The organism is Phycicoccus duodecadis, assembly GCF_002846495.1.
Classification (GTDB): domain Bacteria; phylum Actinomycetota; class Actinomycetes; order Actinomycetales; family Dermatophilaceae; genus Phycicoccus; species Phycicoccus duodecadis.
This window is the reverse complement of sequence record NZ_PJNE01000001.1, coordinates 1170199-1183372: the sequence shown is the minus strand read 5'-3', so window position 1 is coordinate 1183372 and position 13174 is coordinate 1170199. Positions and strand designations below refer to the sequence as shown.

At 70.8% G+C, this 13174-nt stretch carries 17 protein-coding genes; 14 read left to right on the top strand and 3 right to left on the bottom strand.

The features are described 5' to 3' along the window. Positions 1-37: 37 nt before the first annotated feature. Complete coding sequence (locus ATL31_RS05480; RefSeq protein ID WP_101394884.1) at positions 38-568, top strand: GNAT family N-acetyltransferase; 531 nt, start codon at positions 38-40, stop codon at positions 566-568. Here ATL31_RS05480 and ATL31_RS05475 read toward each other — a convergent pair. Next, positions 538-915: a hypothetical protein gene (locus tag ATL31_RS05475; protein WP_101394883.1), complete on the bottom strand. Its 378-nt coding sequence runs from the start codon at positions 913-915 to the stop codon at positions 538-540. The genes ATL31_RS05480 and ATL31_RS05475 overlap by 31 nt on opposite strands. A 327-nt stretch (positions 916-1242) precedes the next feature. On the opposite strand from ATL31_RS05475, the gene rpsL reads away from it, so the two are divergent. From rpsL to tuf, 4 genes are all read left to right on the top strand, one after another. Further along, positions 1243-1617 (top strand): 30S ribosomal protein S12, encoded by a 375-nt coding sequence (gene rpsL / locus ATL31_RS05470; RefSeq protein WP_055815452.1) that lies wholly within the window; start codon positions 1243-1245, stop codon positions 1615-1617. After that, positions 1617-2087: a 30S ribosomal protein S7 gene (gene rpsG, locus ATL31_RS05465; protein ID WP_101394882.1), complete on the top strand. Its 471-nt coding sequence runs from the start codon at positions 1617-1619 to the stop codon at positions 2085-2087. The genes rpsL and rpsG overlap by 1 nt, the downstream gene beginning before the upstream one ends. Positions 2088-2199: 112 nt before the next feature. Further along, on the top strand, positions 2200-4314 hold the full coding sequence (gene fusA / locus ATL31_RS05460; RefSeq protein WP_101394881.1) for an elongation factor G: 2115 nt from the start codon (positions 2200-2202) through the stop codon (positions 4312-4314). Positions 4315-4432: 118 nt separating this feature from the next. Next, positions 4433-5629 carry an elongation factor Tu gene (gene tuf, locus ATL31_RS05455; protein WP_101394880.1) on the top strand — a complete coding sequence of 399 codons (1197 nt, stop codon included), beginning with the start codon at positions 4433-4435 and terminating at the stop codon, positions 5627-5629. Between the two features lie 75 nt (positions 5630-5704). Here tuf and ATL31_RS05450 read toward each other — a convergent pair whose 3' ends face one another. Next, the gene (locus ATL31_RS05450) at positions 5705-6271 is read right to left on the bottom strand and encodes a GNAT family N-acetyltransferase (RefSeq protein WP_101394879.1); all 567 of its coding nucleotides are present in this window, start codon (positions 6269-6271) and stop codon (positions 5705-5707) included. Further along, positions 6268-7188, bottom strand: a complete 921-nt coding sequence (locus ATL31_RS05445; RefSeq protein ID WP_101394878.1) for a LysR family transcriptional regulator — start codon at positions 7186-7188, stop codon at positions 6268-6270. Before ATL31_RS05445 ends, ATL31_RS05450 begins: the two co-directional genes overlap by 4 nt. Before the next feature lie 73 nt (positions 7189-7261). Here ATL31_RS05445 and ATL31_RS05440 point away from each other — a divergent pair, with 73 nt between their 5' ends. The 9 genes from ATL31_RS05440 (at position 7262) to rpsC (ending at position 13173) form a co-directional block, all read left to right on the top strand. Next, positions 7262-8224 carry an EamA family transporter gene (locus tag ATL31_RS05440; protein WP_101394877.1) on the top strand — a complete coding sequence of 321 codons (963 nt, stop codon included), beginning with the start codon at positions 7262-7264 and terminating at the stop codon, positions 8222-8224. 372 nt (positions 8225-8596) lie between these two features. Then, entirely contained in the window at positions 8597-8905 is a 309-nt protein-coding gene (rpsJ, locus tag ATL31_RS05435) for a 30S ribosomal protein S10 (protein ID WP_012867945.1), read from the top strand. Between the two features lie 8 nt (positions 8906-8913). After that, positions 8914-9570, top strand: coding sequence for a 50S ribosomal protein L3 (rplC, locus tag ATL31_RS05430; RefSeq protein WP_101394876.1), 657 nt, complete (start codon positions 8914-8916; stop codon positions 9568-9570). A 5-nt stretch (positions 9571-9575) separates the two neighbouring features. Continuing rightward, positions 9576-10529 (top strand): 50S ribosomal protein L4, sunset domain variant, encoded by a 954-nt coding sequence (gene rplD, locus ATL31_RS05425; protein WP_101394875.1) that lies wholly within the window; start codon positions 9576-9578, stop codon positions 10527-10529. Further along, positions 10526-10825, top strand: coding sequence for a 50S ribosomal protein L23 (rplW, locus tag ATL31_RS05420; protein WP_055815483.1), 300 nt, complete (start codon positions 10526-10528; stop codon positions 10823-10825). The genes rplD and rplW overlap by 4 nt, the downstream gene beginning before the upstream one ends. A gap of 22 nt (positions 10826-10847) precedes the next feature. Continuing rightward, entirely contained in the window at positions 10848-11684 is an 837-nt protein-coding gene (gene rplB / locus ATL31_RS05415) for a 50S ribosomal protein L2 (protein ID WP_055815486.1), read from the top strand. Positions 11685-11696: 12 nt separating this feature from the next. Continuing rightward, a complete protein-coding gene (gene rpsS / locus ATL31_RS05410; RefSeq protein WP_101394874.1) occupies positions 11697-11978 on the top strand; it encodes a 30S ribosomal protein S19 in 282 nt (93 codons plus the stop codon). Beyond that, positions 11978-12376, top strand: coding sequence for a 50S ribosomal protein L22 (gene rplV / locus ATL31_RS05405; protein ID WP_101394873.1), 399 nt, complete (start codon positions 11978-11980; stop codon positions 12374-12376). Before rpsS ends, rplV begins: the two co-directional genes overlap by 1 nt. Further along, on the top strand, positions 12376-13173 hold the full coding sequence (gene rpsC, locus ATL31_RS05400) for a 30S ribosomal protein S3 (protein ID WP_101394872.1): 798 nt from the start codon (positions 12376-12378) through the stop codon (positions 13171-13173). Before rplV ends, rpsC begins: the two co-directional genes overlap by 1 nt. Position 13174 lies beyond the last annotated feature (1 nt).

Genomic DNA, 13174 nt, shown 5'->3' with positions numbered 1-13174 from the left:
TGCCCGCCCTCGGCGTTGCGGCTGGGAGGATGGCGGGATGGACCCCGCCCTCGTCATCCGTCGCGAGCAGCCCGACGACCTCGGGGTGACCCGCGAGCTGCACGACGCGGCGTTCGGGGTGCCCGCGGGCGGGGAGCACTCGCTGCAGACCCGCATCCTCGACGCCCTGCGGGCCGACGGCGACGTGCTGCCCGACCTGACCTTCGTGGCGGCGCTGCGCGGCGAGGTCGTGGGCCACGTCGTCTGCAGCCGGGCGAGGATGGGGGAGGGGCCGTCGGTCGGGCTCGGCCCGGTGGCGGTGCGTCCCGACCGGCAGGGCGAAGGCATCGGCTCGGCGCTGGTCGCGGCGGTCCTGGTGACCGCGGACCAGCAGCACGAGCCCTCGGTGGTGCTGCTCGGCGACCCCGGCTGGTACGCGCACTTCGGGTTCGAGCCCGCGGCGGCGCACGCGGTGGCCTCGCCCCGCCCGTGGCCCGACGGCCACTTCCAGCTCAAGCGGCTCCAGGCCTGGCGCCCGGGGCTGGCGGGCCCCTTCCGCTACGCGGCCGCGTTCGACCTCGAGCCCTGAGGAGCGCCCGCCGGAGCGGGGGAGGCGCGGAGCGCGTGGAGGGCGCCGAGCACCAGCGCCGTCGTCGCCGGCAGGAAGAAGGCGCCGATGGTGAGCAGTGCCAGCAGGGTCAGCGCCGCGTGGGCCGCCACCCCCGCCAGCCGCAGGCCCCGCCACGGCGACGTTGCCGCGCCCAGGGCGAACACCACGAAGAGGGCCGGTGCCACCAGGGCCCCGGGGCCGTTCACGGCCGCCAGGGTGGCGCCCCCCGACCCGTCGCCGGCGGCGTAGAGCGGCGCCACGAGGCACACCAGGGCGGCCAGCACGCTGAGCGCCAGGCCGAGGAGGAGGAGCGGGCGGGTTCGCACGGGAACAGCGTGCTCCTCGCCACCCTGCTCGTCCAGGGGCGGGGCGGCCCGAACCGATTTGGGTGCTACCGCGCGGCCCGGTATCCTTGACGCTTGTGTCTGGCTAGGCCCAGACCCTGGAGTCGGAGCAGCCGCCGCGAGGCGGTGGCACCGGCCTCGCCCACCTTCTGCCGGGCGCCCCACCACCATCCTGACCAGGCTGGCGCATGGGGAGTGCAGGGAGGAGCAGCCGGTGCGACACACCCGACCACGGGGGTCGAGCCCGGTCACCACTAGGAGCCACGGCGACGACGCCGCGGCTTGACCAGACGACACGAAGGAACCAGGTTGCCTACCATCAACCAGCTGGTGCGCAAGGGCCGGCAGGACAAGGCCGTCAAGGCCAAGACCCCTGCCCTCAAGGGCTCGCCGCAGCGCCGCGGGGTGTGCACTCGCGTGTACACCACCACCCCCAAGAAGCCGAACTCCGCCCTCCGCAAGGTCGCCCGCGTGCGCCTCACGAGCGGCATCGAGGTCACCGCCTACATCCCCGGTGTGGGCCACAACCTCCAGGAGCACTCGATGGTGCTCGTCCGCGGCGGTCGTGTGAAGGACCTCCCCGGCGTGCGCTACAAGATCATCCGCGGCGCCCTCGACACCCAGGGCGTCAAGAACCGCCAGCAGGCCCGTAGCCGCTACGGCGCGAAGAAGGTGAAGGGCTGATGCCTCGTAAGGGACCCGCTCCGAAGCGGCCGCTCGTCATCGACCCGGTCCACCAGTCCCCGCTGGTGACCTCCCTGGTCAACAAGGTCCTCCTCGACGGCAAGAAGTCCACCGCCGAGCGCATCGTGTACGGCGCGCTCGAGGGCTGCCGCGAGAAGACCGGCACCGACCCGGTGCAGACGCTCAAGCGCGCGCTCGACAACATCAAGCCGACCCTGGAGGTCAAGTCCCGCCGCGTCGGTGGTGCGACCTACCAGGTGCCGATCGAGGTCAAGCCGAACCGCGCGACGACGCTGTCGCTGCGCTGGCTCGTCGGCTACTCGCGCCAGCGGCGCGAGAAGACGATGACCGAGCGCCTCATGAACGAGATCCTCGACGCCTCCAACGGCCTGGGTGCCGCGGTCAAGCGTCGCGAGGACATGCACAAGATGGCCGAGTCCAACCGGGCCTTCGCCCACTACCGCTGGTGACCACCTCCCGGGAGCCGGCCGCACATCCCTGCGGCCGGCGCCCGGGCACCGGTGAGCACCACGACGGCGCACCGCACCGCACCACCTAGAGCGACGAGACGAGAGCACACACGTGGCACAGGACGTCCTGACCGACCTCAAGAAGGTCCGCAACATCGGCATCATGGCGCACATCGACGCCGGCAAGACGACGGCGACCGAGCGCATCCTCTTCTACACCGGCGTCAACCGGAAGATGGGCGAGACGCACGACGGCGCCTCGACCACCGACTGGATGGAGCAGGAGAAGGAGCGGGGGATCACCATCACCTCCGCCGCCGTCACCTCCTTCTGGGAGGGGTCGCAGATCAACATCATCGACACCCCCGGCCACGTCGACTTCACGGTCGAGGTCGAGCGCTCGCTGCGCGTCCTCGACGGCGCGGTCGCCGTCTTCGACGGCAAGGAGGGCGTCGAGCCCCAGTCCGAGACCGTCTGGCGCCAGGCCGACAAGTACAACGTGCCGCGCATCTGCTTCGTCAACAAGATGGACAAGCTGGGCGCCGACTTCTACTTCACCGTCGACACCATCAAGGACCGCCTCGGCGCGGAGGCCCTCGTCCTCCAGCTGCCGATCGGTGCCGAGAACGACTTCATCGGGGTCGTCGACCTCGTCTACATGCGCGCTCTCGTGTGGCCCGGCGACGCCAAGGGTGACGTGACCCTGGGCGCCAAGTACGAGATCCAGGAGATCCCGGCCGACCTGCTCGAGAAGGCCAAGGAGTACCGCCACCACCTCGTGGAGCGGGTCGCCGAGGCCGACGACGCGCTGATGGAGAAGTACCTCGACGGTGGCGAGCTCACCCCCGAGGAGATCAAGGCCGGCATCCGTGCCCTGACCATCTCCTCCGAGCTCTACCCGGTCCTGTGCGGCTCCGCGTTCAAGAACCGTGGCGTCCAGCCGATGCTCGACGCCGTCGTCGACTACCTCCCCTCGCCGCTCGACGTGCCCCCCATGGAGGGCCACGCCCCCGGCGACGAGAACCAGAAGGTGCTGCGCGCCCCCAGCAAGGACGAGCCGTTCTCGGCGCTGGCCTTCAAGGTCGCCACGCACCCCTTCTTCGGCACCCTGACCTTCATCCGGGTCTACTCCGGCCACATCAGCGCCGGCACCCAGGTGATGAACAGCACCAAGATGAAGAAGGAGCGCATCGGGAAGCTCTTCCAGATGCACGCCAACAAGGAGAACCCGGTCGACGACGCGATGGCGGGCCACATCTACGCCGCCATCGGCCTGAAGGCCACCACCACCGGTGACACCCTCTCCGACCTCGACGCGCCCGTGGTGCTCGAGTCGATGTCCTTCCCCGAGCCGGTCATCCAGGTGGCCATCGAGCCCAAGACCAAGGGCGACCAGGAGAAGCTCGGCACCGCCATCCAGAAGCTCGCCGAGGAGGACCCGACGTTCCAGGTCCACCACGACGACGAGACCGGCCAGACCATCATCGCCGGCATGGGTGAGCTCCACCTCGACATCCTGGTCGACCGCATGAAGCGCGAGTTCAAGGTCGAGGCCAACGTCGGCAAGCCGCAGGTCGCCTACCGCGAGACCATCAAGCGCGGCATCGAGCGCCTCGACTACACCCACAAGAAGCAGACGGGTGGCTCGGGCCAGTTCGCCAAGGTGCAGATCGCCCTGGAGCCGCTGGACACCGCCGAGGGCGAGCTCTACGAGTTCGAGAACAAGGTCACCGGTGGCCGCATCCCGCGCGAGTACATCCCGTCGGTCGACGCCGGCATCCAGGACGCCATGCAGTACGGCATCCTCGCCGGGTACCCCCTCGTCGGGATCAAGGCGATCCTGCTCGACGGTGCCGCCCACGACGTCGACTCCTCGGAGATGGCGTTCAAGATCGCCGGCTCGATGGCGCTCAAGGAGGCCGTCCGCAAGTGCGAGCCGGTCATCCTCGAGCCCATGATGGCCGTCGAGGTGCGCACGCCCGAGGACTACATGGGCGACGTCATCGGCGACATCAACTCCCGCCGTGGCCAGATCCAGGCCATGGAGGACATCAGCGGCGCCAAGATCGTGCGCGGTCTGGTCCCGCTGTCGGAGATGTTCGGCTACGTCGGCGACCTGCGGTCCAAGACCCAGGGTCGTGCGAACTACTCGATGGAGTTCGACTCCTACGCCGAGGTCCCGAAGTCCGTGGCCGAGGAGATCATCAAGAAGACCCGGGGCGAGTGACCGCTAGAGTGGTCGCTGGTCTCCAGCAGTAAGCATCCCCACCCATCCCATAGACGACGCCACGTCCTGCCCGGTCGTAACGGCGTTACCCAGAGAAGAGTCCTGAGGAGGACATCAAGTGGCGAAGGCAAAGTTCGAGCGGACCAAGCCGCACGTCAACATCGGCACCATCGGTCACATCGACCACGGTAAGACGACGCTGACGGCTGCGATCTCGAAGGTCCTGCACGACAAGTACCCGGACCTGAACCCGCAGTTCGCGTTCGAGGACATCGACAAGGCGCCCGAGGAGAAGCAGCGCGGTATCACCATCTCCATCGCGCACATCGAGTACCAGACCGAGGGTCGTCACTACGCCCACGTCGACTGCCCGGGTCACGCGGACTACGTGAAGAACATGATCACCGGTGCGGCCCAGATGGACGGCGCGATCCTCGTGGTCGCCGCCACCGACGGCCCGATGCCGCAGACGAAGGAGCACGTCCTCCTGGCCCGCCAGGTCGGCGTCCCCTACATCGTCGTCGCGCTGAACAAGGCCGACATGGTCGACGACGAGGAGATCCTCGAGCTCGTCGAGATGGAGGTCCGTGAGCTCCTCTCGGACTACGAGTTCCCGGGTGACGACCTGCCGGTCGTCAAGGTCTCGGCGCTCAAGGCCCTCGAGGGCGACGCCGAGTGGGGCAACACCGTCCTCGAGCTCATGGACGCGGTCGACAACTACATCCCCGAGCCCGAGCGCGAGACGGACAAGCCGTTCCTCATGCCCGTCGAGGACGTCTTCACGATCACCGGTCGTGGCACCGTCGTCACCGGTCGTATCGAGCGCGGCATCCTCAAGGTCAACGAGGAGGTCGAGATCGTGGGTATCCACACCGGCCCCCCGGCCAAGACCGTCGCCACCGGCATCGAGATGTTCCGCAAGCTCCTCGACGAGGGTCGTGCGGGCGAGAACGTCGGCCTCCTCCTGCGTGGCATCAAGCGCGAGGACGTCGAGCGCGGCCAGGTCGTCGTCAAGCCGGGGTCCATCACCCCGCACACCGAGTTCGACGCGAACGTCTACATCCTGTCCAAGGACGAGGGTGGCCGTCACACGCCGTTCTACGATAACTACCGCCCGCAGTTCTACTTCCGCACCACCGACGTGACCGGTGTCGTGAAGCTGCCCGAGGGCACCGAGATGGTCATGCCCGGTGACAACACCGAGATGGCCGTCGAGCTCATCCAGCCCATCGCCATGGAGGAGGGCCTGCGCTTCGCCATCCGCGAGGGCGGCCGTACCGTCGGCGCCGGCCGGGTCACCAAGATCAACAAGTGACCTGACGCCGGGCCCGCCCGGCGGCTGGTCGAAGGGCCCGCACCTCCCCCGGGGGGTGCGGGCCCTTCGCCGTCCTCAGCCGTTCGTGGCCTCGCGCCAGTCGTGCGCGGTCAGCTCGGCCAGCCACTCGCCCTCGTCGGCGCCGGGCAGCGGCGAGGCCGGCGCGCGGTGCACCACGCCGGCCGGGCGCATGCCGATCCGGCGCATCACGCCGCGGCTGGCCTGGTTGACGACCATGGTCTCGGCCACCACCCGGTCCAGACCGACCGCGGTGAAGCCGTGCTCCAGCAGGGCGGCCGCGCCCTCGCTCGCCAGCCCGCGACCCCACGCCCGCGGGTGCAGCCGCCAGCCGATCTCGGCCAGCCCCGGCCCCTGGGGGCTGAGCAGCCACCAGCCGACGAACCGGCCACGCTCCAGGCCGGCCCAGTAGCCCAGGCCCATGGCGTCGGCGGTGGGGTCGAGCCGCGACAGCATCCGCTCGCGGACCTCGGCGGGGGTGCGCGGACGGTCGAGGAAGCGCATCACCTCGGGGTCGGCGTCGAGGGCCTCGAGCTCGGGCAGGTCGTCCCACGACAGGGGCCGCAGCACCAGCCGCCCGGTGGTGAGCACCGGGCGGCCACGCGGGGCGCGGCGCGGGCTCACCGCGGGGCCTGGAGGCGCCCGACGGCCTCGTCGGCCAGGGCCTCGCGGACGCGGGCGATGGCGGGGGAGGGGGCCATCGAGCGGCGCCAGGTCATCAGCACTCGGCGGGTGGGTACCGGGTCGATGAGGGGCAGGGCCACCACATTCGGCGGCAGCAGCTCGCGACCCAGGCGGGGCACCAGCGAGACGCAGACCCCTTCGGCGACCAGCCCGACGTGCGAGGAGAACTCCATCGACCAGTGGCGGATGCGGGGGCGGCGGCCGTGCCGGTCGAACATGTGGGTGAGCCAGCCGTGGCAGACCGACCCCTCGGGCGCGCAGACCCAGGTCTCCTCGACGAGGTCGAGGGCGGTGACCCCGGTGGCTCCGGCCAGGCGGTGGTCGGCGGGGACGAGGACGTCGGCGGTGTCCTGCCCCAGGGTCACGACCTCGACGTGGTCCGGGAAGGGCAGCGGCAGGTCGCCCCAGTTGTGCACCAGCGCGGCGTCGGCCCCACCCGTGGCGACCAGCGCGATGGCCTCGTGCGGGTCCGCCTCGACGACGGTGACGTCCAGCCCGGGCGCCTCCGCCCGCAGCCGGCGCAGGGTCGGCGCCACCAGGCCGCGCACGGCGGTGGAGAAGGCGACCAGCCGCACGGCCCCGGTGACCGGCCCGCCGGCCACCCGGCCCAGCCCCGACTCCAGGGCCTCGAGCCGGGCCAGGATCTCGGCACCCTCGTCGACCAGGTGCCGCCCCAGCTCGGTGAGGACCACGCCGCGGCCCACGCGCTCGAGCACCGCTGCCCCGACCCCGTGCTCGAGCCGCTTGACCTGCTGCGAGACGGCCGAGGGCGTGAACCCGAGCTCGGCGGCCGCGCCCCCGATCGAGCCGGTCCGCCGCACGGCCGACAGCGTGGTGAGGTGCTCCAGCGAGATCATGCAGCGACGCTACATGGTTCACGCCACGAACCGTCGCTGGTGCTTCACGGACGGGCGGGGCAGGATCATCACCGTGCCCCTGCGTGACGTGCTCGCCGCCTGCCTCGTGATGGTCCTCTGGGGCCTGAACTTCGTCGTCATCGACTGGGGGCTGGCCGGGGTGCCGCCGCTGGTGTTCGTGGCGCTGCGCTTCCTCGTCGTGCTGCTGGCCCTGCCGTTCGTGCCGCGCCCGGCGGCGCCGCTGGGCCGGGTCCTGGCGATCGGCGCCTGCATGAGCCTCGGTCAGTTCGGCCTGCTCTACACGGCGCTGGCCGTGGGGATGCCGCCGGGCCTGGCTTCCCTGGTGCTGCAGCTGCAGGCGGTCGTCACCGTGGTGGTGGCCGTGGCGCTGCTGGGGGAGCGGCCGCGGGGGGTGCAGTGGGCGGGCGTGGCCGTCGGCCTCCTGGGGTTGGGCGTCGTGGCCCTGGGCCGCGGCGGCCAGGTGCCGCTCGTGGCCCTGCTGCTCACCGTGGGGGCGGCCTGCTCTTGGGCGCTCGGCAACGTCCTGGTCCGCCGGCTCCGGGTCCCCGGGGGGCTGGGCCTGACGGTCTGGTCGGCGCTGGTGGTGCCCATCCCGCTGCTGGCGCTCTCGCTGGTCGTCGAGGGGCCGGGCGCGATCGGAGACGCGGTCCGCCACCTGTCCCTCGCCGCCCTGCTGTCGACGCTGTACACCGCGGGCCTGGCCTCGCTGGTCGGCTACGGCATCTGGAACCGGCTGCTCGAGCGGCACCCGGCCTCGGAGGTCGCGCCCTTCACGCTGCTGGTGCCCCCGGTCGGGCTGCTGAGCGCCTGGCTGGTGCGCGGGGAGCGGCTGAGCACCACGGCCCTCGGCGGGGGGGCGCTGCTGGTGCTGGGGGTGGCCCTCGTCGTCCTGGGGCCGCGGCTCGGGCGACCGCGACGCCCAGGCCCGGGCGGCGACGACCCGGCAGGTACGGAGCCGTGGCGCGCAGGGAGCGTCCGGGACCGTGACGACCCGGCACCTGCGCAGATCCGGTGACCACCGTTCGAGGCGCCACGACGCGCCATGATGGGCGTGGTGCCGGAGGCCTGCCGCGCGGCGGTGTATCGGCCGATTTGGACGAGGCGCCGGGGCTCTGGCAGACTAACGGGGTTGCCTGGCATGCGTGAGTGACCCGAGAGGGTGGCTCACGCCCACCGCGACGAGAGGACGAACCGCCGATCGGCGGGGCGGCTCGTCGGCGAAGAGCCGGGCCCCGGTTCCACCGGGCAGACGATCCCACGGGTGTGGTGCGGGCTTCCGCGCGTCACTCGTACTGCGGAGCAAGGGCGACACGCCCGACCTCGGGGGTCGGAAGCCCAGGGATCGGCACACAGACAGTTGGACGGCGAGAGAGAGACGGAACAACAGATGGCGGGACAGAAGATCCGCATCCGGTTGAAGTCGTATGACCACGAGGTCATCGACAGCTCGGCGCGCAAGATCGTCGACACCGTGACCCGCGCGGGTGCGACCGTGGTCGGCCCCGTGCCGCTGCCGACGGAGAAGAACGTGTTCTGCGTCATCCGGTCGCCCCACAAGTACAAGGACAGCCGCGAGCACTTCGAGATGCGCACGCACAAGCGCCTCATCGACATCATCGACCCGACGCCCAAGGCCGTCGACTCGCTGATGCGTCTCGACCTCCCGGCTGACGTCAACATCGAGATCAAGCTCTGAGGCTCGCGATGACCACCACTGCCACGAAGACCCAGAAGGGTCTGCTGGGTACCAAGCTCGGCATGACCCAGGTGTGGGACGAGAACAACCGACTCGTGCCCGTCACCGTGATCCAGGCCGGCCCGAACGTCGTGACCCAGGTCCGCGCCGCCGGCACCGACGGCTACGCCGCGGTCCAGCTCGGCTTCGGCGCCATCGACCCGCGCAAGGTCAACAAGCCGATGGCCGGCCACTTCGAGAAGGCCGGCGTGACCCCGCGCCGCTTCCTCATCGAGATCCGCACGGCCGACGCGGGCGAGTACTCGCTCGGCCAGGAGCTGGGGGCCGACACCTTCGAGCCGGGCCAGCCGGTCGACGTCTCCGCGACGACCAAGGGCAAGGGCTTCGCCGGTGTCATGAAGCGTCACGGCTTCCACGGCGTCAGCTCCTCGCACGGCTCGCACAAGAACCACCGCAAGCCGGGCTCGATCGGTGGCTGCGCCACCCCGGGCCGCGTCTTCAAGGGGATGCGCATGGCCGGCCGCATGGGCGGCGTGCGCCACACCACCCAGAACCTCACGATCCACGCCGTGGACGCCGACAAGGGCCTGCTGCTCGTCAAGGGTGCCGTCCCCGGCCCCCGTGGCGCGGTCGTCCTCGTGCGCTCGGCCGCGAAGGGGGCCTGACCCACATGGCAACCAAGACCCTCGACGTCGACCTCCCCTCGGAGATCTTCGACGTCCAGACCAACGTCCCGCTGATCCACCAGGTCGTCGTGGCCCAGCTCGCGGCCGCCCGCCAGGGCACGCACGCCACCAAGACCCGCGGCGAGGTCCGCGGCGGTGGCCGCAAGCCCTACAAGCAGAAGGGCACCGGCCGCGCCCGTCAGGGCTCGACCCGCGCGCCGCAGTTCGCCGGCGGTGGCACCGTCCACGGCCCGCAGCCGCGTGACTACGCCCAGCGGACCCCCAAGAAGATGAAGGCCGCCGCCCTGCGCGGTGCCCTCTCCGACCGGGCCCGCCACGGCCGCATCCACGTCGTCGAGTCGATCGCCTCCGGCGACGCCCCCTCGACCAAGGACGCGCGCACCCTGTTCGCCGGTCTCACCGAGCGCCCGAACGTGCTGGTCGTCCTCGACCGCGCCGACGTCGTCTCGATGAAGTCGGTCCGCAACCTCGCCGAGGTGCACGTCCTCGCCGTCGACCAGCTCAACACCTACGACGTGCTGTGCGCCGACGACGTGGTCTTCACCAAGGCCGCCTACGACACCTTCGTCGCCGGTCGACAGGGCGCCGTCGTCGCGTCGACCCCGGTCGTCGTCGAGGACAGCGCGGCCGAGGCCGCCGCGGCCCCCGAGGCCGAGAAGCCGGCCGAGAAGGCCGCCGCAAAGAAGGCCCCCAAGGCCGCCACCACGGCGACCGAGAAGGCCGGGCCCGACCTGCCGAAGGGCGCGGTCGCGCCCCTCGAGGACGGCTCGGCCCCCGAGGGCTACACGGTCAAGGGCAACGCCGACTCCGGCAAGTACCACGAGCCCGACGGCCAGTGGTACGGGCAGACGGTCGCCGAGTTCTGGTTCAAGACCGCCAAGGCTGCCGAGAAGGCCGGCTTCACCAAGGCCGGCACCACCACGGAGGACGAGAAGTGAGCCAGGACAAGAACCCCCGCGACATCCTGATCGCGCCGGTCGTGTCCGAGAAGTCCTACGGGCTCCTGGACGAGGGCAAGTACACCTTCATCGTCGACCCGCGCTCGAACAAGACCGAGATCAAGATCGCCGTCGAGCAGGTCTTCGGCGTCAAGGTCGACTCGGTCCACACCATGAACCGCAAGGGCAAGGCCCGTCGCACGCGGTTCGGCATCGGCAAGCGCAAGGACACCAAGCGCGCGATCGTCACCCTCCGCGAGGGCTCGATCGACATCTTCGGCAGCGCCGGCGCCTGAGGAAGCTGAGGACTGAACAGACATGGGTATCCGCAAGTACAAGCCGACGACGCCTGGGCGTCGCGGGTCGAGCGTGGCCGACTTCGTCGAGGTCACCCGCTCCACCCCCGAGAAGTCCCTCGTCCGTCCGCTGACCAAGAGCGGCGGTCGTAACAACAACGGCCGCATCACCACGCGCCACATCGGTGGTGGCCACAAGCGCGCCTACCGCGTGATCGACTTCCGTCGTCACGACAAGGACGGCGTGCCCGCCACCGTCGCGCACATCGAGTACGACCCCAACCGCACGGCGCGCATCGCGCTCCTGCACTACGCCGACGGCGAGAAGCGCTACATCCTCGCGCCGCGCGGCCTGGAGCAGGGTGCCCGCATCGAGAACGGCCCCGGTGCCGACATCAAGCCCGGCAACAGCCTCCCGCTGCGGCACATCCCCACGGGTACGGTCGTGCACGCGGTCGAGCTCCGCCCCGGTGGCGGCGCCAAGATCGCCCGGTCCGCCGGGGTGCGCGTCCAGCTCGTCGCCAAGGACGGCCCCTACGCGCAGCTGCGCATGCCGTCCGGTGAGATCCGCAACGTCGACGCGCGCTGCCGCGCCACCGTCGGCGAGGTCGGCAACGCCGAGCAGTCCAACATCAACTGGGGCAAGGCCGGCCGGATGCGCTGGAAGGGCAAGCGCCCGACCGTCCGCGGTGTCGTCATGAACCCGGTCGACCACCCGCACGGTGGTGGTGAGGGTCGTACCTCCGGTGGTCGTCACCCCGTGTCGCCGTGGGGCAAGCCCGAGGGCCGCACCCGCCGCCCCGGCAAGCCCAGCGACAAGATGATCGTCCGCCGCCGCCGCACTGGCAAGAAGCGCTGATAGGAGCCTGGAATGCCTCGTAGCCTGAAGAAGGGCCCCTTCATCGACGACCACCTGCAGAAGAAGGTGGATGTCCAGAACGAAGCGGGCACCAAGAACGTCATCAAGACCTGGTCGCGCCGTTCGGTCATCGCGCCCGACATGCTCGGCCACACCCTCGCCGTCCACGACGGCCGCAAGCACGTCCCGGTGTTCGTCACCGAGGCGATGGTCGGCCACAAGCTCGGCGAGTTCGCACCGACGCGGACCTTCAAGGGTCACGTGAAGGACGACAAGAAGGGGCGTCGTCGCTGATGGCCACCGAGTACAGCCCTTCGCAGGCCCGGGCCATCGCCCGGTCCGTGCGGGTCACCCCGATGAAGGCCCGCCGGGTCGTCGACCTCATCCGCGGCAAGAACGCCACCGAGGCCATCTCGGTGCTGCGCTTCGCGCCGCAGGCGGCGAGCGAGCCGGTCCTGAAGGTCCTCGAGTCCGCGATCGCCAACGCCCGCGTCCAGGCCGACAAGACCGCCGAGCGCTTCGACGAGCGCGAGCTCGTCGTCGCCGCGGCCTTCGTCGACGAGGGCGCCACCATGAAGCGGTTCCGCCCCCGGGCCCAGGGCCGCGCCAGCCGCATCAACAAGCGCACGAGCCACATCACGGTGGTCGTCGCTCCCCAGCCCGCCAAGGCCAAGAACGGAGGCACTCGCTGATGGGCCAGAAGGTCAACCCGCACGGCTTCCGTCTCGGGATCACCACGGAGCACAAGAGCCGCTGGTTCGCCGACTCCACCAAGGAGGGTCAGCGCTACCGCGACTACGTCAAGGAGGACGTGGCGATCCGCAAGCTCATGTCCACGGGCATGGACCGCGCCGGCATCGCCCGCGTCGACATCGAGCGCACCCGTGACCGGGTCCGCGTCGACATCCACACCGCGCGTCCGGGCATCGTCATCGGTCGCCGCGGCGCCGAGGCCGACCGCATCCGCGGCGAGCTCGAGAAGCTCACCGGCAAGCAGGTCCAGCTCAACATCCTCGAGGTCAAGAACCCCGAGGTCGAGGCCCAGCTCGTCGCGCAGGGCATCGCCGAGCAGCTCTCGGCCCGTGTCTCGTTCCGTCGCGCCATGCGCAAGGGGATGCAGTCGGCCACCCGTGCCGGCGCCAAGGGCATCCGCGTGCAGGTCTCCGGTCGCCTCGGCGGCGCGGAGATGAGCCGCACCGAGTTCTACCGCGAAGGGCGCGTGCCGCTGCACACCCTGCGGGCGCAGATCGACTACGGCCTGTACGAGGCCAAGACGACCTTCGGCCGCATCGGCGTCAAGGTCTGGATCTACAAGGGCGACATGACCGCTCGCGAGCTCGCGGCCCAGCAGGCCACCGCTCCGCGCCAGGGTCGTGGCCCCCGTCGTGACGGCGCCGACCGTCCCGCCCGTGCCCGCCGCACCGAGGCCCCTGCCAGCGCGCAGGCCCCGGCCGAGCAGGCTCCGGCCGCGAGCACCGAGGAGTCCTGAC